Source organism: Corynebacterium sp. TAE3-ERU2 (assembly GCF_019209955.1).
Taxonomy (GTDB): domain Bacteria; phylum Actinomycetota; class Actinomycetes; order Mycobacteriales; family Mycobacteriaceae; genus Corynebacterium; species Corynebacterium megadyptis.
In genome coordinates, this window is record NZ_JAHUTL010000001.1 from 628,907 (window position 1) to 647,283 (window position 18,377).

Consider the following 18,377-nt stretch of genomic DNA (forward strand, 5'->3'; position numbering starts at 1 on the left):
TGGCGCCACATTCGCGTGGCGAACTCGTCTAGCCTTGAATATATGAGCAGCATTTTCACGAAAATCATTTCCGGAGAACTTCCCGCCCGTTTCGTCTACCGCGATGACCGCGTGGTCGCTTTTCTTGATATTCGGCCCCTCACCTATGGCCACACCCTCGTGGTCCCGGTGACCGAGGTGGATAAGTGGACTGACTTGCCCCAGCCCGAGCTGCGTTCTCTCACTGAGCTAGCCCAGCAGGTGGGCCGCGCCCAGATCGAAGCCTTCGGCTGCGAGCGCGCCGGCACCGTGATCGCCGGTTTCGATGTGCCCCACACCCACATTCACGTCTTCCCCGCCAACGCGATGAGCGATTTCAACTTCAGCAATGCCATCGCCGAGCCCGAGGAGGCCAAACTGGACGAGGCCGCCGCCAAGCTACGCGCGGTGCTCGACACTGACGACAACGGCTACCCCAACCGCTAAGGGGACGCGGCCATGGCACATACCACCGTCGAGCTCGACGGCGAGGACTACAGTTTCGACTGGCCCGCCGACACCACGTTGTTGAGCGCCATGCTCGACGCCGGCATCCCAGCACCCCACTCCTGCACGATGGGTCAATGCGGGGCCTGCCAATGCACGCTCGAAGGCGGGGAATCGCACATGGAGAATAATGCCGTGCTCGATGACTATGACGTGGCCGATGATCAGCGTCTCGCCTGCCAAACCAAACGCGACTCCGAAGGTCCCTACGAGGTCAGCTATCTCTTCTAGGCGTCGGGATCAGGGGTGCGGGGCAGGCGCACGCTAAAGACAGCGCCGCGCCCCTCGGCGGTGTCGAGGCTGATCTGCCCCTGGTGAGCGTCGACAAGCGAAGAAACGATCGCCAAACCGAGCCCGCTGCCGCCCGAGGCGCGGGAACGAGAGGTATCGGCGCGATAAAAACGCTCGAATACATGCTGGGCGTCGTGCTCATTCATCCCTGGGCCACAATCGGCCACACTGATCTCCACCTGCTCGGGGGTGGACTGCACCCGCACCGTGATGGGTTCGGCGCCGTGAGCACGGGCATTATTGAGCAGATTCACCAGTACCTGCCGGATCTTATCGGCATCCACCGTCGCCCGCGCGGGGCTTGGGGCTTCCACGGTGATATCCGCGTCACGATACTCGGCAACCACCCGCTGGCACAGCTCCACCACGTCCGTGTCCTGCAGGTTTAAGGTCATGCCCTCCGCCCGGGCGAGGGCCAGCAGCCCCTCCACCAGCTCGCTCATGCGGTCGGCCTCTTCCCGCACCTTCGCCACGACCCGATCCGGATCATTCATCGCCCCCGATTGATAGAGCTCCGCATAGCCGCGCACGCTGGTCAGCGGGGTGCGCAGCTCATGCGAGGCATCGCCAACGAAGCGACGCATCTGCTCTTCCTTGTCCTGGGCGGCGGTGAGCGAGGACTGCAACTGCTCCAGCATGGTGTTCATCGCGGCACCCACCTTGCCCACCTCCGTGGAGTGCGAGGTGTACTGCACGCGCCGATCAAGATCACCGCCGGTGATGGCTTCTGCGGTATCGGCCACATTGCGCAGCGGCTGCAAAGAACGATGCACCACCACCGCGGCGATACCGGCCGCCGCCAGCAGCACCATCAGGCCAATACCCCATTGCGCGGTGCGCAGATTCCGCAGCAGCCGCTCCTCGTCCGCCACCGAGCGCGCCACCACCGTGATGCTGCGATTATCGCCGATCGCCACCACCCGCCACTTCGACTCATCCGCCGAACCGGGCGAGGCGCCCACGGTAAAGGGGCCCTCCCCGATGCGCACCATGGACAAATCGGGGGAGGAATTCGAATCGTTATAGCGCACCGAGGTGCCATCGCTAAAGATCTGCTCCACATAGAAGCTCGAGGGCGGCCGGGGCTGGGTGGATTGGGAGGAATAGAGCTCGCTATTACGGGCCCAGCCGCTCGCGGCACCCACCAGCTGGCCATCGACCTCGTTATAGGCAAAATTCCGCATGATCGAATTCACCGCGGTGGCGCTGGCGATCATGCCTACCCCCATGATGGCGACCACAATGAGCACCACAGACACCCGCAAGGGCAGGCGCTGGGGACGACGCCACCTGCGGGGCTGATTCTCCTCGGCGGAATAGGCGGAAGCCATGGGCTATTAATCCTTCGGAACGCGCAAAATATAGCCGACGCCGCGGACAGTGTGGATCAAGTGCGGCTCGGTGGTATCGAGTTTGCGGCGCAGATAGGAGATATAGGATTCCACCACATTGCCATCGCCGCCGAAATCGTAGTTCCACACGGCGTCGAGGATCTGAGCCTTCGACAGCACGATCTCGGCATTGTCCATGAGATAGTGCAGCACGTTGTACTCGGTGGGAGAAAGCTCCACGACCTCGCCGGCTTTGCGCACCTCGTGGGTGTTATCGTCCAGCTCGAGATCGGCGTAGCGCAGCACCGGCCGCTGCCCGGCGCGCCCGCCAGGCTCGGCGGGCTGGCTGCTCTGGGCGCGGCGCAGGATTACCCGCAGCCGCGTGACCACCTCCTCCAAGGAGAAGGGCTTGGTCACATAATCATCGGCGCCGAGGGTCAGCCCACGGATCTTATCCGGCACCTCATCCTTCGCGGTGAGAAAGAGCACCGGGGCGTCATTGCCGTGGGCGCGGATAGTCGATAGCAGCTCGAAGCCGTCCATATGCGGCATCATCACATCAAGGATGAAGGCATCCACCTGCTCGGTTTTGAGCTTCTCCAGCGCTGCCGGCCCGGAGTAGGCGGTGACCACGGTGAAGCCCTGGAACTTCAGCGATACGTCGAGCAATTCGACGATGTTCGGTTCATCGTCTACAACCATCACTGTCACACTCATGGCTTCTATTCTGCCCTAGCCTTTCACCCTGGTTGAAGTGGAGGATGCCGCTGGGGTGGCCGGGGCTACACTCGAGGCCCACCGGCCCCTGCCCTGCGGCGCGAGAAAGCAGGGGCGCGGGGCCGGGGCGGCGAGGTGTTGAGAGGCGCTTAGAGGTGCTTGACGCTGGGGCCGATATTGCGCAGGTTGGCGCGAGCCAAGTTCACCATGCGGCCCACGCCGCCGCCGAAGACGGTACGGGTAGCGGCCTTGGAGAAGCCCAAGAGCATCTCCATGGTGATGTTCGGCGGGATGGACAGCGCATTCGGATCGGTGACCACATCGATGAGCACGGGGCCGTCATAGGCCAGGGCCTCGGCCAGCTTGGGCTGCACATCCTGTGGATCTTCGATGCGCACGTGCTTGATGCCGATGGCCTCGGCGATCGCGGCATAGTTCACGCCCTCATGGTCGGTATCGCTTTCCGGCAGGCCCTGCACGAGCATCTCCAGCTTGACCATGCCGAGGGAGGAGTTATTAAACACCACCGTCTTGATCGGCAGGTTGTGCAGCTTCACGGTCAGCAGCTCGCCCATGAGCATGCCGAGGCCGCCATCGCCGGACATGGAGATCACCTGGCGCTCGCGGTTGGCGGCCTGGGCGCCGAGGGCCTGCGGCAAGGCGTTGGCCATGGTGCCGTGACGGAAAGAGCCGAGCAGCGTGCGCTCCCCCGTGGGGTTGTTGATGTAGCGGGCGGCCCACACATTGCACATACCGGTGTCCACGGTGAACACGGCATCGTCATCGGCCAGCTCGTCGAGGACATCGGCCACGTACTCGGGGTGAATGGGCTTCAGTTTTTCCACGCCCGTGGTGTAGGCATCCACGATGTCATTGAGCTTGGTGTAGTGCTCCTTGAGCATCTTGTCGAGGAAGCTGCGATCCTTCTTTTCCTCCACATGCTCCAGGATATTTTCGATGGTGGCCTTCACATCGCCCACCACCGGGTAGTGCACCGTGGTGCGCCGGCCAATGTTTTCGCCCTTGATATCCACCTGGGCCACGTTCTTCTTCGGCAGGAAGTCATCGTAAGGGAAGTCGGTGCCCAGGAGGATGAGCAGATCGGCCTTATCGCAGGCATCGTGGCAGGCGCCGTAGCCCAGCAGACCAGACATGCCCACGTCATAGTTATTGCCGTGCTGGATAAACATTTTTCCGCCGAGGGCGTGGCCGATCGGAGCCTTCACCTTTTCCGCGAGGGCAAATACCTCCTCGCGGGCGTCGGCGCAGCCGGCACCGCAGAACAGCGTCACCGTATCGGCCTCATTAATGGCCTCCACGAGGCGAGCGGCGTCCGTGGGGTTCGGATACACCACGGGGCGCTTGGAGGTGACCGCGGAGTCCAGCCAGCGCGTGTCCTCTACCTCTTCGGTGGAGATATCGCCGGGAATAATCAGCACAGACACACCCTTGCCGGCCAAGGTGGACTGCACGGCGTGATGCGTAATGCGGGCACCCTGATCGCCGCTGAAGACGGTCTCGCAGTAACCGGAGGCCTGGCGGAAAATCTCGGCCGGCTTGGTCTCTTGGAAAAAGTTGGACCCGATCTGGGCCGCTGGGATGTGCGAGGCCAAAGCCAGCACCTTCGCCCCATTGCGGTGGGCATCCATGAGTCCCTGAATGAAGTGGGTATTACCCGGGCCGCAGGAGGCGGCGCACACGGCGAGCTCACCAGTAACGAGGGATTCGGCCCCGGCAGCAAACGCTGCGGCCTCCTCATTGCGTACGTGCACCCATTCAATGCTGGACGAGGATACGGCGTCCACGATGGGGTTCAAGCTATCGCCGACGATGCCATACATGCGCTTGACACCGAGATCTTCCAAGTATTTCACCAATACCTGTGCGTATGAAGCCATGACTATTCTCCTTAAAGGTTTCTGTGCGGGGATTATTGGGGGCCGCTGAGCGTGCAGCGCAGCTGCAGTAGGGCCTCCACCCCGCTCTACTGTGCCCCTTTCCCGCGCCCCGCGCTAGGGCCCCGCCCGCGCCCAGCGGGGCCGCCGGCCCAGATTCTCGGCTGTGTGCTGGTTTTTTATTCCCCGCCGTGCCGCTGATCACACATCCGAGCAGCAGGCGGGCTGCGGCGGCGCGGTGGTCTGCGCACTGGTGAGGGGCCGCGCAGTAGAGGGCGCTTGTTATTCTGAGCCTTGGCACTCACTTAGTACTGGAAAGCTATCTGTTTTCGCGGAATGAGTGAAAGCCCCCGGCACCTAATTTTTCGTAGAGGACACACGCATCATGGGCACTCGCCGCACCACATCGCGCACCGATTCCACCACTGTATTCTGTTGGGGGCTGTGGGACTGGGGCTCCGCCGCCTTCAACGCTGTACTCGTCACCTTCATCTTCGGGGTGTATCTCACCGACTCGGTGGGCCAGACGCTCAGCGGCTCCACCCCAGCATCGTCCTATTTGGGCTGGGCGATCGCGCTCGCCGGAGTGGCCATTGCCCTGCTGGCCCCCATTGTGGGGCGCCGAAACGATGTGCGCGGCACGCGTCGACGCGCTCTGCTGGTGTGGTCGGCCGTGACAGTGGCGCTCATGGCCAGCTTGGCTTTAATCCGCAATGATCACCCCATCTATTTCTGGGTGGGCATCACCATCATGGGCCTGGCAAGCATTACGTTCCAGTTCGCGGAGGTCAATTACTTTGCGCAGCTGGGGCAGGTCTCCACCAAGGCGAATGTGGGACGAGTATCGGCCTTCGGCTGGTCCATGGGCTATTTCGGCGGCATCGTGCTGCTGCTCATCTGCTTCTTCGGGTTTATCTCCGGCGATGGCGGGCTGCTGGGGCTATCCACCGAGGGCGGCTTCAACGTGCGCATGGTGGCACTGCTCGCGGCCGCCTGGTTTGGGGCCTTCGCGCTGCCCACCTTGCTACGCGTCCCCGAGATCGAGCCGCAGCCCGAGGCGCACACACCGCGCGGGGTGGTGGATTCCTATAAGGACCTCGGCCGGGTGATCGCCCAGCTGTGGCGCAACGACCGACGAGCGGTATTTTTCCTCATCGCCTCCGCGGTCTTTCGCGATGGGCTCGCCGCCGTGTTCTCCTTCGGAGCGGTGCTCGCGGTCACGGTCTATGGCTTGGGCGCGGACGACGTCATCCTCTTCGGTATCGCCGCCAATGTGATCTCCGCACTCGGGGCCTTAGGCGCCGGCTGGCTGGACGATCGCTTCGGCCCGAAGCCGGTGATTCTCGCATCGCTGGGACTGATGGTGCTCGATGGGATCGCCCTCTTCTTCGCCGAGGGACCCCGCGCCTTCTGGATTCTCGGGCTGATCCTGTGCTTCTTTGTCGGCCCCGCCCAAAGCGCCTCGCGGTCCTTTTTGCAGCGGTTGAGTCCCGCTGGCCGCAACGGGCAAATGTATGGCCTCTACGCCACTACTGGGCGCGCCATTAGCTGGCTCGCCCCCGCCCTCTTCGCGCTGTTCGTGGCTCTGTCCGGCAGCGACCGCGCGGGCGTATTGGGCATCGTGGTCGTACTCGCTGCTGGGGCGCTGCTCCTGCTACCGGTGCGCCAACCCGAGTTGGATCGCAGCAGCCAGCCCGCCTAGCGGCGATCTAAGCCCCAGCGCAGAAAAACCGGAGCCTCACGCGGTCCCGAGGGGAATAGACACCTCGAAATAGCGGGCTCCGGTGATTGCATGTGCCTCCGGCCTGAGTACAGGCCGAAGGCTGAGCTATGCTCGCGGTTTAGACCTGAGCGATGAGCTCCTCCAGCGGGGTGGCGGAGAGCAGGTAGGGGGCGACCTCAAGCACGGTGAACGCGCCGGTCTTGCCCTGCTCAGCCAAGCGGTGTGCAGCGCGGCCATAGGCCACCATCACACCACCGGTGAAGTCGGGGTTACGCTCCAGCTGCAGCTTGTATTCCACAAGGTGCTCGGAGAAACCGGCGTGACCGTGGCTGATCACATAACCGCCGTGCGGCATGCCGGTGTGCTCGGCATCGAAGGTGGCCTCATCAATGAAGTTCACCTCTACCTCGTAGCCGACGAAGTAATCCGGCATGGTGCGGATCTCTTCCTCGATACGTGCGTGCTCGGACTCGTCTGCAACGACCCAGCACTGACGCTTGTGCACGGCCTCAACCTGCTCGCCATTGCGAGCCTTCTCCAGCACCTCGGCGTCCGGCAGGGTGTACTGCACAGCCTTCTTCACGCCCTCGATACGACGCAGCGCATCGGAGTGGCCCTGGGACAGGCCCGGGCCCCAGAAGGTGGACTGCTGGCCGTTGATGAAGGAGCCAGCCATCACACGGTTGAGGGAGAACATACCCGGATCCCAGCCGGTAGAAACGACGGCGACGTTCTCGCCCTGCTTCGCAGCAGCATCCATATCGCGGTAGTGGCGCGGGATGTCGTGGTGGTTGTCATAGGTGTCCACCGTGGTGAAGTGCTCGGCGAACTTCACGGCCTGCTCGGGGATATCGGTAGCGGAACCGACGCACAGGAACAGCACATCGATCTGATCCTTGTAGTCCTCCACCTTGTCCGCGGGGAAGACCGGGGTGTCGGTATCGAGGCTATCGCGGCGGGTGAAGATTCCGGCCAGCTCCATGTCGGGCTGATCGTTGATGATCTTCTCCACGCTCTTACCAAGGTTTCCGTAGCCGACGATGCCGGCGCGTACAGTGCTCATTGTCTCTCCTTCAATAGTTTGACTTCTTGAGATAAGCACACGCTACATGGATTCCGGCGCTCTGCCCACTTTTTCTCCGTGCCACTATCCTCTAGCTGCAAGAATTTCCCTGTTCACCTATAGAAAAGGGGTCTAGAGTGGTGAGCTATTTCACATTTTTTCGCTTATCGACGCCACCCTGCCGCCCCACACACCCCGAAAACGAGAACGAGGCCCCTCCCTCAGAAATGAAGGAATAAGGGGCCTCGGGCGTAGGGTGCCGCGCCAGATTTAGGAGCGGGAGTGGCTGAGCATCAGCCCGATGAACAGGCCGGCGCCACCGATGAGATTGCCGACGCTGGCCCACAGGATGTTGTACACCATCCCGCCGAGGCCATAGTCCGCCCCGGCGAGCAGACCGGCCGGCATGTAGAACATATTGGCCACGCAGTGCTCGAAGCCGAGGAGCACGAAGAGCATGATCGGGAACCAGATGCCGAAGAGCTTGCCCACGGTGTGGCGGGAGGCCGTGGCCATGAGCACGGCGGCGCAGACGAGAACGTTGCAGAGGATGCCCTTGACCACGATGCTGCCCGCGCCAGCGTGAGCCTTCTTATCGGTGAGCGTGAGCAGGAAGTCGGTCATCTGAGCGTCGAAAAGCCCAGATTTAATAGCGGCCGCAGCGATAGCGAAGGCGCCGACGAAGTTGAAGAGATAGACGATGCCCCAGTTGCGGAGCATGGCGCCCCACGAGAAACGGCCGCGCAGCGGTCCGGCCGCCATCATGGTGTTCGAGGTAAAAAGCTCCATCCCGAGGAGCACGATCGCCATCAGGCCGACGGGGAATACCGCCGAACCCAAGAAGCGCAGCAGGCCGACGCTATCGGTCTCCGACTGCGGGGCGGCGAGAATGACATTGCCCACCGCCCCGAGGCTAATGGCGGCGCCGGCAAAGAAACCCAGAATGATTAACGATACCAGCGGCTTGGCTGCCTTGGCTTTGCCCGAGGCGAGCGTGGCATCCACGACCTCGACGGGCGTGGCAGTAGGTGCTGGTGCAACGGCAGTGGACATGCGGGAACAACCCCTTCATAGTCGTGGACAATAGACGATAAAACTACACTGACCACGGCCGTGGCCATGCACGGCACGTTCGCAGCCTTAGACATTCTATTTTCCTAGGCTACTCTCAGGAAAACCAGCAGGTACTCAGGAACCCCCTCCGCGCACACAACAAAGGCCAGATGCGAACGCACTACGCTCACATCTGGCCTTCAGGTTGAGCTGGAGACGAGACTTGAACTCGCAACCTACGGTTTACAAGACCGTTGCGCTACCGATTGCGCCACTCCAGCACATACATGCACCGCCCGTAGAGGCGGCGAGGTACGAGGCACGATATTACAGTCCGGCGGCCGGGATTTCCAAGCCAGAACCACCGCGAGGTGGCGTCGTCACGCTAGCGCGGACGGGCGTGTTTCAGAAGCGCTACAAAAGTAGGGTGTGCGCAGTCTATATGCGCCAGATGCCCAGGCGCGTTAGACTGCCAATCTGCGCAGTACAACGCCTGAATTTCCGGATGCTGCCTCGCCGGCGGACGGCTGTGCGCGCTCTCCCCTATCATTCGCCACCAGAATGGGAAGTTCCACCTCCGTGACTAGCGTTTACTCTCGTTTTAAAGAGTGGGTGTTCCCCTCGGGCCGCGTGGCCACCATCGACGCCTCGCAGGCTGCCGCGCCGCCCTCCCCGCTCGCACCTATTGACCTCACCGATGCCGACCAAGTGGCCTTCGTGATGGACGTCGCCATCCGCATCGGCGATATTCTGCTCTCTTCCGGCACCGCCAATAACGATGTGAAATCGCAGATCCACACCGTGTGCTCGTCCTATGGTCTGCACTACTGCCACGTGGACATCACGATGAACACCATCACCGTGTTCTCCCACGTGGGCGGCAAGCGTCGCCGGCCGGTGAGCGCCTTCCGTGTGGCCGGGCGCATCGACGTGAACTTTTCCAAGCTGAGCGACGTCGACCGCCTCATCCGCTCTATCCAGGCCGGCGCCACCCCGCCGGAAGTGGCAGACAAGATCCTCACCGAGATCATCGCCGCCCCGCCACCCTATGGCGCCAAGATTTCGGTGCTGGGCTGGGCCTCGATGGCGGCCGCCGTCTCGGTACTGCTCGGCGGTAATGCGCTAGTGGCCTCGCTCTCCTTCGCCACCACCCTGGCCATCATGGTGATTAATATCCTGCTCGACCGGCAGGGTATGCCCTCTTTCTTCCAGAACGTCTTCGGCGGCTTCGTCGCCACCCTGCCCGCCGCCTTCGGCTATCGCCTCGCCACCGAATTGGGCTGGTCCTTCAACCCCAGCCAGGTCATTGCTACCGGCATCATCGTGTTGCTGGCCGGTCTGACCCTGGTGCAGGCACTCCAAGATGGCATCACGGGCGCGCCCGTGACGGCCTCGGCCCGCTTCTTTGAAACGATGCTCATCACCGGCGGCATTATCGGTGGCGTCGCCCTCGGCATCGAGGTGGCCTCCACGATGGGTGTCGAGCTGCCGCCGATTCAGACCTCTCCCCCGCTGCAGTTCTCCTCCTCGGTGGTGAAGGTGGCGGCGGGTTCACTCGCTGCGGCGACCTTTGCGGTGGGCTCCTATGCGGAATGGTCGACCGTGGCGGTGGCCTGGCTCACCGGCGCAGCCGGTTTCTCCCTGCACCTGCTGGTGCTGCAGCCGCTCGGAGTGGGGGCACTGACCTCCACGGCCATGTCCGCCACCATGATCGGCCTGGCCGGCGGCCTGCTGGCCCGCCGATTCTTGATCCCGCCGCTGATCATCGCCATCTCCGGCGTGACCCCCTTCTTGCCGGGTCTGGCGGTCTATCGCGGCATGTACTCCATGCTGAATGAGCAGCTGATCAACGGCTTCACCTATATCGCGCTGGCAGTCGCCACCGCCGGTGGGCTCGCTGCGGGTGTGGTGTTTGGTGAGTGGATTGCCCGTAAGCTGCGCCGCCCGCCGATCATGCGCGCCTATCGCGCTATTCGCCACCCCCGCCGCTACAGCACCGCGACGACGACAACGCAGCCCCACTCCGGTATTGACCCCGTCTAGGCTGCACGTCCACGCCACCCATGGCGTATAATTGCTTCCTTGACGTCTGTTTACGCTTTCTCTTATTTCTCACAGGAGGATCCTTGCCACCCAAGGTGACTGACACCCGTTCCACTGCCGCCGAGTCGCTGCACGCGGTTGAAAAGGAGACAGCCGAGGCCGCACGGAAGATCGTGTCCAGCTACTCCGAAGACTTCCTCGACGCTGTCACTCTCTCGTGCATGCTCGGAATCGAACCAGAGGGGCTGATCTACTCCAAGGTGGCCGCCGAGTTCGAGGAGCCGGAAGAGAAGAAAGCAACCAAGAAGGCGACGAAGAAGGCCAGCAAAAAAGCCTCCAAGAAGTCCTCGAAGAAGACCACGCGCAAAAAGGCTACAAAGAAAGCGTCGAAGAAGGCCAGCAAAAAGGCCACCAAGAAGTCCTCGAAGAAGACCACGCGCAAAAAGGCTACGAAGAAAGCCAGCTCCAAGGCCACTAAAAAGGCCACCTAGACCCTAGCGTGGCGTCGTCGCTAAGCGGAAGGAACGATGCCGCGAACCACCTCCGCTTGAGAAGTAAGGCCTGCCCGTGTCCAGCGCTAGCAGTGAACGCTATTCCTTTATCGTCGTTGCCAACCGACTCCCCGTAGATCTCGAGCGCGACTCGAAAGGCAATCAACGCTGGGTTCCCAGCCCCGGCGGGCTGGTCTCTGCACTGACCCCCGTGCTCGCTGCCCATGAGGGCGCGTGGGTGGGCTGGCCCGGCATTCCAGATGTTTCGCCCGAGCCGCTGCACTCCGAGAAGGGCTATGATCTCCATCCTGTCACGCTGCGCCAGCGCGACTTCGAGGAGTTCTACGAGGGCTTTTCCAATGCCACTCTCTGGCCGCTCTACCACGACCTCATCGTCACCCCCGAATATCATCGCCACTGGTGGGAGACCTACCGCGAGGTGAACCTGCGCTTCGCCGAAGCCACCGCCGCCATCGCCGAAGAGGGCGCCACCGTCTGGGTGCAGGACTATCAGCTGCAGCTGGTCCCCGGCATCCTGCGGCATCTGCGCCCCGATCTCACCATCGGGCTCTTCTTACATATTCCCTTCCCCTCCCCCGACCTGTTTCGACAGCTGCCGTGGCGCGAGGAGATCGTGCGCGGCATGCTCGGCGCCGATGTGATCGGCTTCCACTTAGACCGCGATGCCGCGAACTTTGTCCACCTGGCCCGTAGCGTCGGCGGGCTCGCCGGCTCCCATACCGGCCAGCCCGATGAGCTCGCCATCAGCGAGTACTGCGCCGACGGAGAGTGCGATCTGGACACGGATGTCTCCGCCCGTGAACACCACTGCTACCGGGCCACGGTGACCACCGCGACCGGCCGTAGCGTGCGCATCGGTTCCTTCCCGATCTCGCTCGATACCTCTGAGATCACCGCCGCTCTCCAGTCGGCGGATGTGCCCGCCCTGCGCTCCCGGCTCGGCGACCCCGAGGTACTAATCTTGGGCGTCGATCGTCTGGACTACACCAAGGGCATCGAGGCCCGCCTCGACGCCTGCGAGGAACTATTTGACACCGAGGCGCTCGACCCGGCCAGCACCGTCGTGGTCCAGGTGGCCACCCCTAGCCGCGAGCGCATCGAGCACTATCGCACCACCCGCGCCCGCGTGGAACACACGGTGGGCCGGATTAATGGCCGCTTCGGCGAGATCGGCCGCCCCGTGGTGCACTATCTGCATCACGCCGTGGACAAAACGGAGCTGGTCAATCTCTACGCCGCTGCCGATATCATGCTGGTGACCCCGCTCAAAGACGGCATGAACCTGGTGGCCAAAGAGTATGTCTGCGCCCACCCCGAAGGCGATGGCGCGCTGGTGCTCTCCGAATTTGCGGGTGCCGCCGCGGAATTGCACGACGCCTATCTGTGCAATCCGCACGATATCGAATCGATTAAACGCGCCCTGCTCTCTGCAGTCCGCGATCTGCGAGACGATTCCACACAGAGCAAGGAGCGCATGCAGGCAATGAACCACACCGTCATGGAGCATGACGTGCACTACTGGGCCGAGTCCTTCCTCTCTGCTCTCGCCACTCCGGCTGGGGGTGAGAAGTGATGCGGCCCTATGCGGCGATAGCTGCAGTCCTGTCACTGGCCCTGCTCAGCGGCTGCGGCAGCGAGGAACCCCAGGAGAGCCCAATCACGGGGCCTGCGTGGTATATCACCGATGTGTACACCCAGCCGGATTCGCCCTCCCAGCTGCCCGATTCCATCGCCGGCCAGGCCGTTATGGCGCTGGGCGAACACACCGTCGCCGGCGATACCGGCTGCGCCCCCTTCCAGGCCGAGGTGCACTACTCCCACGATGGGGAGGGTTCGACCTCTGCCGACGCCACCCACCTACGCTTCGAGCATCTGCGCATCGACGAGCCCACCTGCGAGGGTGCCGCCCAGTACTTCCATGAGCACATCGTCTCCCTGCTTAATAGCGAGCTCGACATCGAGTACAAGGAGTCCAGCCTGCTGCTGCGTTCTTCTGCAGAAGAGATCGACGCTCCCGCCCTGCGGCTTACCTCTGCGCTCTAAGTGGGTCTCATGCGCACAGCGCCATCAGTACACTAGGGCCCTATGGCTATGAGCAGCATGACCGACCGCATTATCGACGCCGCCAAGAGCATCAAGCTCCTCGTGGTCTCCGACTTCGACGGCACGATCGCCGGTTTCGCCGACGATCCCACGCAGGTGCCCATCAACACGCGCACCATGCACGCTCTCGAGGAGCTCGCCCTTTTGCCCAATACCTTCGTGGCTATCTTGTCCGGCCGCGACCTGGACAATCTCACCTCGCTCGTGGAGCTCAACGCCCCCATCATGCTGGTGGGATCGCATGGCGCTGAATCCTCCTCCTCGCCGGTGACGCTCAGCGACGAGCAGGTCACTGTTCTGCAGCGCTGCACCACGGCGCTCGAGGCCGTGGCCGAGGACTATCCCGGCGCGTATGTTGAGCGCAAACCCTTTCACCGCGTCTTCCATGTGCGCCGCATGGACAACCCCGAGGAGCGCGAGACTGCCTTGGCCCGCGCCCGCGAGGTGCTCTCCGGTGAAGATGTGATTGTCAAGGGCGGCAAGAACATCATCGAGCTGGCGATGCTGGACATCAACAAAGGCACGTGGATCGATGCGGTGCGCGAGCAGCTGAACTGCGATTGCGTGGTATTCGCCGGCGATGATGTCACCGACGAGGATGGCTTCCGCGCCCTGGGCGACTTCGACTTGGGCGTCAAAGTGGGAGCGGGTGAGAGCGCGGCACATATGCACCTCGAGGACGATCTCGAGGCCGTTGCCGATATGTTCACCGCCCTCTACGAGGCACGCCGCGACTATAAATAGTGCTCCACTAGCCGGCGGCGGGGCCTAGGACCGTGGCGGGGCGACGGTGGAGCCCTCGTTGAAGGTGGTTTCCAGTTGCACTCGGGTGGATTCCGGTTCCGCGCCGCCCTCGGCAGCGTCGATGACTGCACTGAGCAGCTCGCCGGTGGTCTTGCCTTTGAGTTTATTGGGCTGGATCACCGTGGTGAGATTACGCAGCAACGCCACGGCGGTGCCATCGAAGCCGGTGACCGAAAGATCCTGCGGCACCGAGAGCCCTTGGGAACGGGCATACTCGAGCACCCCGATAGCCATAGAGTCGGTGGTGCACAGCACGGCGGTGAGTTCGGGATGAGAGCTCAGTAGCTCGCGGGCGGCGTCGACATTGTTCTCGTGATCGTTGATATGACGCTCCACAATCGGCACCGTCGCCGGATCGATACCGGCGGCCGCCAGCACATCGAGTGCGCCGCGCACTCGGTCTTGCTGCACATTCATGGTGGCGCTGCGCAGGCGCTGCTCATCGACCATGCCGTCATGACGCACATTGGCCAAGCGGATACAGAGGATGCCGATCTTCTTATGGCCGGCGTCGATCAGCGCCTGGGCGGCCGGGGCGATCGCGTCGTAGTCATTAATGCCCACATAGGGCAGGTCCTCATAGCGGTCGGGTTGATCGCAGACCACCAGCGGCAGTCCGCGCTGCCGCGCCGCATGCAGATAAGGATCAGCAGCGGAAACGGAGTAAACCACGAAACCATCGACAGAGCTAGAGTTCACCACTCCCGCGGCGAGGTCCTTATCCTCGCTGGTTTCCGGACCGCAGGGCACGAGGGTAAGAGCCACATCGCGGCCGACGGTGGATTCCGCGAGCCCGGCGAGAAAGTCCACCGAGGCGGAATCTTCGAAGGCATAGGGCAGGTGCTCGGTGAGGAGCACGCCCACGTTGCCTGTCTTCTTCATCCGCAGCGAGCGGGCAGTGGGGTCGGGGCCGGTATATCCCACGCGACGAGCGGTGGCCAGTATCTTTTCGCGCAGCGCCTCGGAGAGCTGTTCGGGGTGATTATAGGCATTCGACACCGTGGTCCGGCTGACACCGAGTTCCGCGGCTATGGAGGCAAGAGTCCCTCTACTGCCGGTGGTACTGCGCCCGTTATTACGCCTGCGAGAGTTGGTGGCCATAGCCAAAATCTAGCACGCCGCCCATTTTCACCGATTCCCATTTGACAATGCTTTTCATTACACGTTCACTATTGGCTATGAAGCACCTAAAAGCCCTCATTGGTATCGCCAGTGCCAGTGCCCTTGCACTAGCCGGATGTTCCTCAGCCTCCGATTCGGCCGACTCTAGCTCGGCCTCGGATTCCAGCACTAACGCTGACGCCATCACCATCGTCACCTCTACCTCCATCTGGTCCGATGTGGCCGACGAGGTAGTGGACAGCGACGACGTCACCATCACCCCGATCATCGACGGCGATGGCATCGACCCCCACTCCTTCGAGCCCACCGCCTCTGATATGGCCAAGGTTGAAGAAGCCGACTATGTCATCGTCGGTGGCGGCGGCTACGACGCCTGGCTCTACAACGCCCTCGACAACAACGACAAGATCATTCACGCCCTGCCGCTTACCGAGCACCACCATGACCACGATCATGGACACGATCATGGACACGATCATGGACACGAGGGCGAAGATGGTCACGATCATGACCATGCTCATGAGGGCGAAGACGGCCACGACCACGATCACGACCACGGCCATGCCCATGAGGGCGAGGACGCCCACGACCACGATCATGACCACGGCCATGCCCATGAGGGCGAAGACGGCCACGACCATGACCATGCCCACGACCATGGCCACTCCCTCGTTGAGGGCGCCGCTGAGAACGAGCACTCCTGGTTCAACCCGAAGCTCGTGATGTCCGTGGCAAACGATTTGGACCAGCGCCTGGAGAAGGACCACCCTGAGGTTGATGCGGATGCACAACGCGTCGATGAGCGCATGGACAGCCTGCACGATCAGCTGCACGAGCTGCCGCACATTCACTTCCTGCAGACTCACCCGATCGCAGACCAGCTCTTCCTGCACACCGAATTCCACGATGTGACCCCCAAGGATTACCGCAAGGCCACCTTGAACCACTCGGAGCCCTCGGCAGCAGCCCTCGCCGAGGCGCTGGAGACCGTCAACGGCGGTGAGGTGGAGCTGATGGTGGATACCCCGGAGACCTCCACCGAGTACACCGAGCGCCTGCGTGACGCCGCGGAGGAGCAGGATATTCCGATCGTGGAAATCACCGAGACCCCCGCACAGGGCGAGAACTTCTTCGACTTCCTCGACAACATCGTCAAGGAGCTGAAGGAAAAGGCCGAGCAGATTAAGAAGTAGGCCAGCCCTCTTTCACCTACCTCAACGCCAACCCGCCGGCTCTGGGACGATCATCGCCCTAGGACCGGCGGAAACGAAGGCTAGAATTGCAGCAATGATTCTTTCGCTGACTAGCGCGGCGGTCACTCCCCTATGGCACGATCTTTCTTTTGATCTCGCGCCAGGGGAGTTTCTGGCCGTATTGGGCCCCAATGGTGTGGGAAAATCCACGCTGCTCCACGCCATCATGGGCAACCGCGCCCTCTCCTCCGGCTCGATCTCCGCAACCAATAAGATCGGCTACATTCCCCAGCAGCGGATGTTCGACCCCGAGCTGCCACTGCGCGCCCGCGACCTCGTATCGCTGTCCTTGGCACACGGGGTGCTGCGGCATCGCCGCCCCCGGGCCGGCCAAGTTGATGAGCTCCTCGAGATGGTGGGGGCAAGCAGCTTCGGCTCGAAGCGCGTGGGCCGACTCTCCGGTGGACAGCAGCAGCTGATTCGCCAGGCCCAGGCTTTTGGCGGCAACCCCGAGCTGCTGCTCTGTGACGAGCCCTTGCTCTCCCTCGACTTCCGCGCCTCGAGCGCGACAGTGCGGCGCCTAGACGAGCGCCGCCGCGCCGGCATGGCGGTGGTGTTTGTGACGCACTCGATTAACCCGATTCTCTCGGTCACCGACCGCGTGCTCTACATCGGCCCCAGGGGCCACACCTTAGGCACCGTCTCTGAGGTGATGCGCTCTGAAATCCTTAGTGAGCTCTACGGAACCAAGGTCACGGTCGCCGAGGTCGATGGCCGTTTGGTGGTGGTGTAAATGACTATCTCTACTCTCATGGAAGACACCGCCTACCTGCTGAGCGTCGGCTTCGTGCAGGATGCGCTCATCGCCGCCGCCCTGCTCGGCATCGTCTCCGGTGTGATGACACCTCTGATTGTGCTGCGACAGATGTCCTTTTCTGTGCATGGCACCTCGGAGCTCGCCCTGATGGGCGCCTCCGCTGCGCTCTTGGCCGGAATCAATATCGGCATGGGAGCCGTGGTGGGCTCCGTGATCGCCGCGGTCGTCCTGGCGCTGTTGGGCATGAAACGCCAAGACAGCGCCGTGGGCGTGGTGATGAGCTTCGGCATGGGCCTGTCCGTGCTGTTCATTCACCTCTACCCCGGTAAAACCTCCACCGCCTTTTCCCTTCTCACGGGCCAAATCGTGGGCGTTTCCTCCGCCTCGCTGTGGCTTCTGGCCGCCGTGGTCGTGGTCGTGGTGGGGGCCGTGGTGATTTTCTGGCGGCCCCTACTCTTTGCCAGCGCCGATCCGCAGCTGGCCGCCGCGAGCGGCATCCCTACCCGCTGGGTGGCTGTGGGCTTCGCAGTTCTGGTTGGCCTCACCGCCGCTCAGTCAGTGCAGATCGTGGGTGCCCTGCTCGTGATGAGCCTGCTCATCACTCCCGGCGCGGCAGCCGTGCAGATCACCTCCCACCCCGTGCGCGCCGTGATCTATTCCACCCTGTTTGCGGAAATCTCTGCGGTGGGCGGCATTATTCTCTCGCTCGCCCCAGGTCTTCCCGTCTCGGTCTTTGTCACGACCCTGTCCTTCCTCATCTATCTCATATGCCGCGGCATCGGCGCGGTTCGGGGCCGCCGCATCACCTCGGCGGAACACACGCAGCACCTGCAGGAATCACACTGCGATCCCCGCTAACGCTGCCCTACAGGCAGCACCTTTGTGGTGAGTACACGCCCGCAGCGCCACCCACGCTCGGCGTGCACTTTTCGCTATCTACTTCCCCTCGTCCTGTCCCTCACTCACTCCCGCTGCACACCGCACCCGCCACGACGGCATTGCTGCTGCACAGCGGACAAATATTACAAATCAATAACGTTTGCTAATGTTTAGTGAGTCAGCGCACAACATGCGCGACAACGCGGGCTAGCTAACCCTCACCTACCTCGCGATTCGACCTCCCATGTCACACGTCCTGCAGTTGCCTGGGAGGGCGGCTGAAAATATACTTGCGTCAATTTCCAT

17 protein-coding genes and 1 tRNA gene are annotated in these 18,377 nt (G+C 62.5%); 11 read left to right on the plus strand and 7 right to left on the minus strand.

Annotated features, from left to right (window positions below; translation table 11 throughout):
• Positions 1-42 precede the first annotated feature (42 nt).
• Both KRX12_RS02755 and KRX12_RS02760 read left to right on the plus strand, forming a co-directional pair.
• The gene (locus KRX12_RS02755) at positions 43-465 is read left to right on the plus strand and encodes an HIT family protein (protein WP_218364273.1); all 423 of its coding nucleotides are present in this window, start codon (positions 43-45) and stop codon (positions 463-465) included.
• Positions 466-477: 12 nt separating this feature from the next.
• Positions 478-756 (plus strand): 2Fe-2S iron-sulfur cluster binding domain-containing protein, encoded by a 279-nt coding sequence (locus tag KRX12_RS02760; RefSeq protein ID WP_218365610.1) that lies wholly within the window; start codon positions 478-480, stop codon positions 754-756.
• Here KRX12_RS02760 and KRX12_RS02765 read toward each other — a convergent pair.
• The 3 genes from KRX12_RS02765 to KRX12_RS02775 all read right to left on the minus strand — a co-directional run bounded on the left by KRX12_RS02765 (position 753) and on the right by KRX12_RS02775 (position 4,762).
• Positions 753-2,147 (minus strand): cell wall metabolism sensor histidine kinase WalK, encoded by a 1,395-nt coding sequence (locus tag KRX12_RS02765; protein WP_218365611.1) that lies wholly within the window; start codon positions 2,145-2,147, stop codon positions 753-755. The two genes, KRX12_RS02760 and KRX12_RS02765, sit on opposite strands and share 4 nt — an antisense overlap.
• A gap of 6 nt (positions 2,148-2,153) precedes the next feature.
• The gene (locus KRX12_RS02770) at positions 2,154-2,864 is read right to left on the minus strand and encodes a response regulator transcription factor (protein WP_218364278.1); all 711 of its coding nucleotides are present in this window, start codon (positions 2,862-2,864) and stop codon (positions 2,154-2,156) included.
• 149 nt (positions 2,865-3,013) lie between these two features.
• Positions 3,014-4,762, minus strand: coding sequence for a pyruvate dehydrogenase (locus KRX12_RS02775; RefSeq protein ID WP_218364280.1), 1,749 nt, complete (start codon positions 4,760-4,762; stop codon positions 3,014-3,016).
• A 382-nt stretch (positions 4,763-5,144) separates the two neighbouring features.
• On the opposite strand from KRX12_RS02775, the gene KRX12_RS02780 reads away from it, so the two are divergent.
• Complete coding sequence (locus tag KRX12_RS02780) at positions 5,145-6,461, plus strand: MFS transporter (RefSeq protein WP_218365612.1); 1,317 nt, start codon at positions 5,145-5,147, stop codon at positions 6,459-6,461.
• 139 nt (positions 6,462-6,600) lie between these two features.
• Here the strand turns inward: KRX12_RS02780 and KRX12_RS02785 are convergent, their stop codons facing one another.
• From KRX12_RS02785 to KRX12_RS02795, 3 genes are all read right to left on the minus strand, one after another.
• Complete coding sequence (locus KRX12_RS02785) at positions 6,601-7,545, minus strand: diaminopimelate dehydrogenase (RefSeq protein WP_218365613.1); 945 nt, start codon at positions 7,543-7,545, stop codon at positions 6,601-6,603.
• A gap of 270 nt (positions 7,546-7,815) precedes the next feature.
• The gene (locus KRX12_RS02790; RefSeq protein WP_218365614.1) at positions 7,816-8,598 is read right to left on the minus strand and encodes a formate/nitrite transporter family protein; all 783 of its coding nucleotides are present in this window, start codon (positions 8,596-8,598) and stop codon (positions 7,816-7,818) included.
• 208 nt (positions 8,599-8,806) lie between these two features.
• Positions 8,807-8,879 (minus strand) — tRNA-Thr (locus tag KRX12_RS02795).
• 298 nt (positions 8,880-9,177) lie between these two features.
• On the opposite strand from KRX12_RS02795, the gene KRX12_RS02800 reads away from it, so the two are divergent.
• The 5 genes from KRX12_RS02800 (at position 9,178) to otsB (ending at position 14,000) form a co-directional block, all read left to right on the plus strand.
• Positions 9,178-10,641 carry a threonine/serine exporter ThrE family protein gene (locus KRX12_RS02800; protein ID WP_225979241.1) on the plus strand — a complete coding sequence of 488 codons (1,464 nt, stop codon included), beginning with the start codon at positions 9,178-9,180 and terminating at the stop codon, positions 10,639-10,641.
• Between the two features lie 83 nt (positions 10,642-10,724).
• Positions 10,725-11,132 (plus strand): hypothetical protein, encoded by a 408-nt coding sequence (locus KRX12_RS02805; protein ID WP_151529809.1) that lies wholly within the window; start codon positions 10,725-10,727, stop codon positions 11,130-11,132.
• A 76-nt stretch (positions 11,133-11,208) separates the two neighbouring features.
• Positions 11,209-12,726 carry a trehalose-6-phosphate synthase gene (locus KRX12_RS02810; protein WP_218365616.1) on the plus strand — a complete coding sequence of 506 codons (1,518 nt, stop codon included), beginning with the start codon at positions 11,209-11,211 and terminating at the stop codon, positions 12,724-12,726.
• A complete protein-coding gene (locus tag KRX12_RS02815) occupies positions 12,726-13,196 on the plus strand; it encodes an META domain-containing protein (RefSeq protein ID WP_218365617.1) in 471 nt (156 codons plus the stop codon). Before KRX12_RS02810 ends, KRX12_RS02815 begins: the two co-directional genes overlap by 1 nt.
• Positions 13,197-13,238: 42 nt before the next feature.
• Complete coding sequence (gene otsB, locus KRX12_RS02820) at positions 13,239-14,000, plus strand: trehalose-phosphatase (protein ID WP_255550021.1); 762 nt, start codon at positions 13,239-13,241, stop codon at positions 13,998-14,000.
• A 24-nt stretch (positions 14,001-14,024) separates the two neighbouring features.
• On the opposite strand, the gene KRX12_RS02825 is transcribed toward otsB, so the two are convergent.
• On the minus strand, positions 14,025-15,161 hold the full coding sequence (locus KRX12_RS02825; protein WP_218364290.1) for a LacI family DNA-binding transcriptional regulator: 1,137 nt from the start codon (positions 15,159-15,161) through the stop codon (positions 14,025-14,027).
• A 77-nt stretch (positions 15,162-15,238) separates the two neighbouring features.
• Between KRX12_RS02825 and KRX12_RS02830 the strand changes: the two genes are divergently transcribed.
• From KRX12_RS02830 to KRX12_RS02840, 3 genes are all read left to right on the plus strand, one after another.
• Positions 15,239-16,375, plus strand: a complete 1,137-nt coding sequence (locus KRX12_RS02830; protein WP_218365618.1) for a metal ABC transporter solute-binding protein, Zn/Mn family — start codon at positions 15,239-15,241, stop codon at positions 16,373-16,375.
• 94 nt (positions 16,376-16,469) lie between these two features.
• On the plus strand, positions 16,470-17,168 hold the full coding sequence (locus KRX12_RS02835) for a metal ABC transporter ATP-binding protein (protein WP_218365619.1): 699 nt from the start codon (positions 16,470-16,472) through the stop codon (positions 17,166-17,168).
• A complete protein-coding gene (locus tag KRX12_RS02840; protein WP_218365620.1) occupies positions 17,169-18,050 on the plus strand; it encodes a metal ABC transporter permease in 882 nt (293 codons plus the stop codon).
• Positions 18,051-18,377: the final 327 nt, after the last annotated feature.

What these genes read in the sequence shown, in the direction of transcription:
- KRX12_RS02765 (WP_218365611.1), bottom strand. Translation starts at nt 2,147, where the DNA reads ATGGCTTCCGCCTATTCCGCCGAGGAGAATCAGCCCCGCAGGTGGCGT.
- KRX12_RS02835 (WP_218365619.1), top strand. Translation starts at nt 16,470, where the DNA reads ATGATTCTTTCGCTGACTAGCGCGGCGGTCACTCCCCTATGGCACGAT.
- KRX12_RS02770 (WP_218364278.1), bottom strand. Translation starts at nt 2,864, where the DNA reads ATGAGTGTGACAGTGATGGTTGTAGACGATGAACCGAACATCGTCGAA.
- KRX12_RS02760 (WP_218365610.1), top strand. Translation starts at nt 478, where the DNA reads ATGGCACATACCACCGTCGAGCTCGACGGCGAGGACTACAGTTTCGAC.
- KRX12_RS02785 (WP_218365613.1), bottom strand. Translation starts at nt 7,545, where the DNA reads ATGAGCACTGTACGCGCCGGCATCGTCGGCTACGGAAACCTTGGTAAG.
- KRX12_RS02780 (WP_218365612.1), top strand. Translation starts at nt 5,145, where the DNA reads ATGGGCACTCGCCGCACCACATCGCGCACCGATTCCACCACTGTATTC.
- KRX12_RS02775 (WP_218364280.1), bottom strand. Translation starts at nt 4,762, where the DNA reads ATGGCTTCATACGCACAGGTATTGGTGAAATACTTGGAAGATCTCGGT.
- KRX12_RS02815 (WP_218365617.1), top strand. Translation starts at nt 12,726, where the DNA reads ATGCGGCCCTATGCGGCGATAGCTGCAGTCCTGTCACTGGCCCTGCTC.
- KRX12_RS02755 (WP_218364273.1), top strand. Translation starts at nt 43, where the DNA reads ATGAGCAGCATTTTCACGAAAATCATTTCCGGAGAACTTCCCGCCCGT.
- KRX12_RS02825 (WP_218364290.1), bottom strand. Translation starts at nt 15,161, where the DNA reads ATGGCCACCAACTCTCGCAGGCGTAATAACGGGCGCAGTACCACCGGC.
- KRX12_RS02790 (WP_218365614.1), bottom strand. Translation starts at nt 8,598, where the DNA reads ATGTCCACTGCCGTTGCACCAGCACCTACTGCCACGCCCGTCGAGGTC.
- KRX12_RS02830 (WP_218365618.1), top strand. Translation starts at nt 15,239, where the DNA reads ATGAAGCACCTAAAAGCCCTCATTGGTATCGCCAGTGCCAGTGCCCTT.
- otsB (WP_255550021.1), top strand. Translation starts at nt 13,239, where the DNA reads ATGGCTATGAGCAGCATGACCGACCGCATTATCGACGCCGCCAAGAGC.
- KRX12_RS02840 (WP_218365620.1), top strand. Translation starts at nt 17,169, where the DNA reads ATGACTATCTCTACTCTCATGGAAGACACCGCCTACCTGCTGAGCGTC.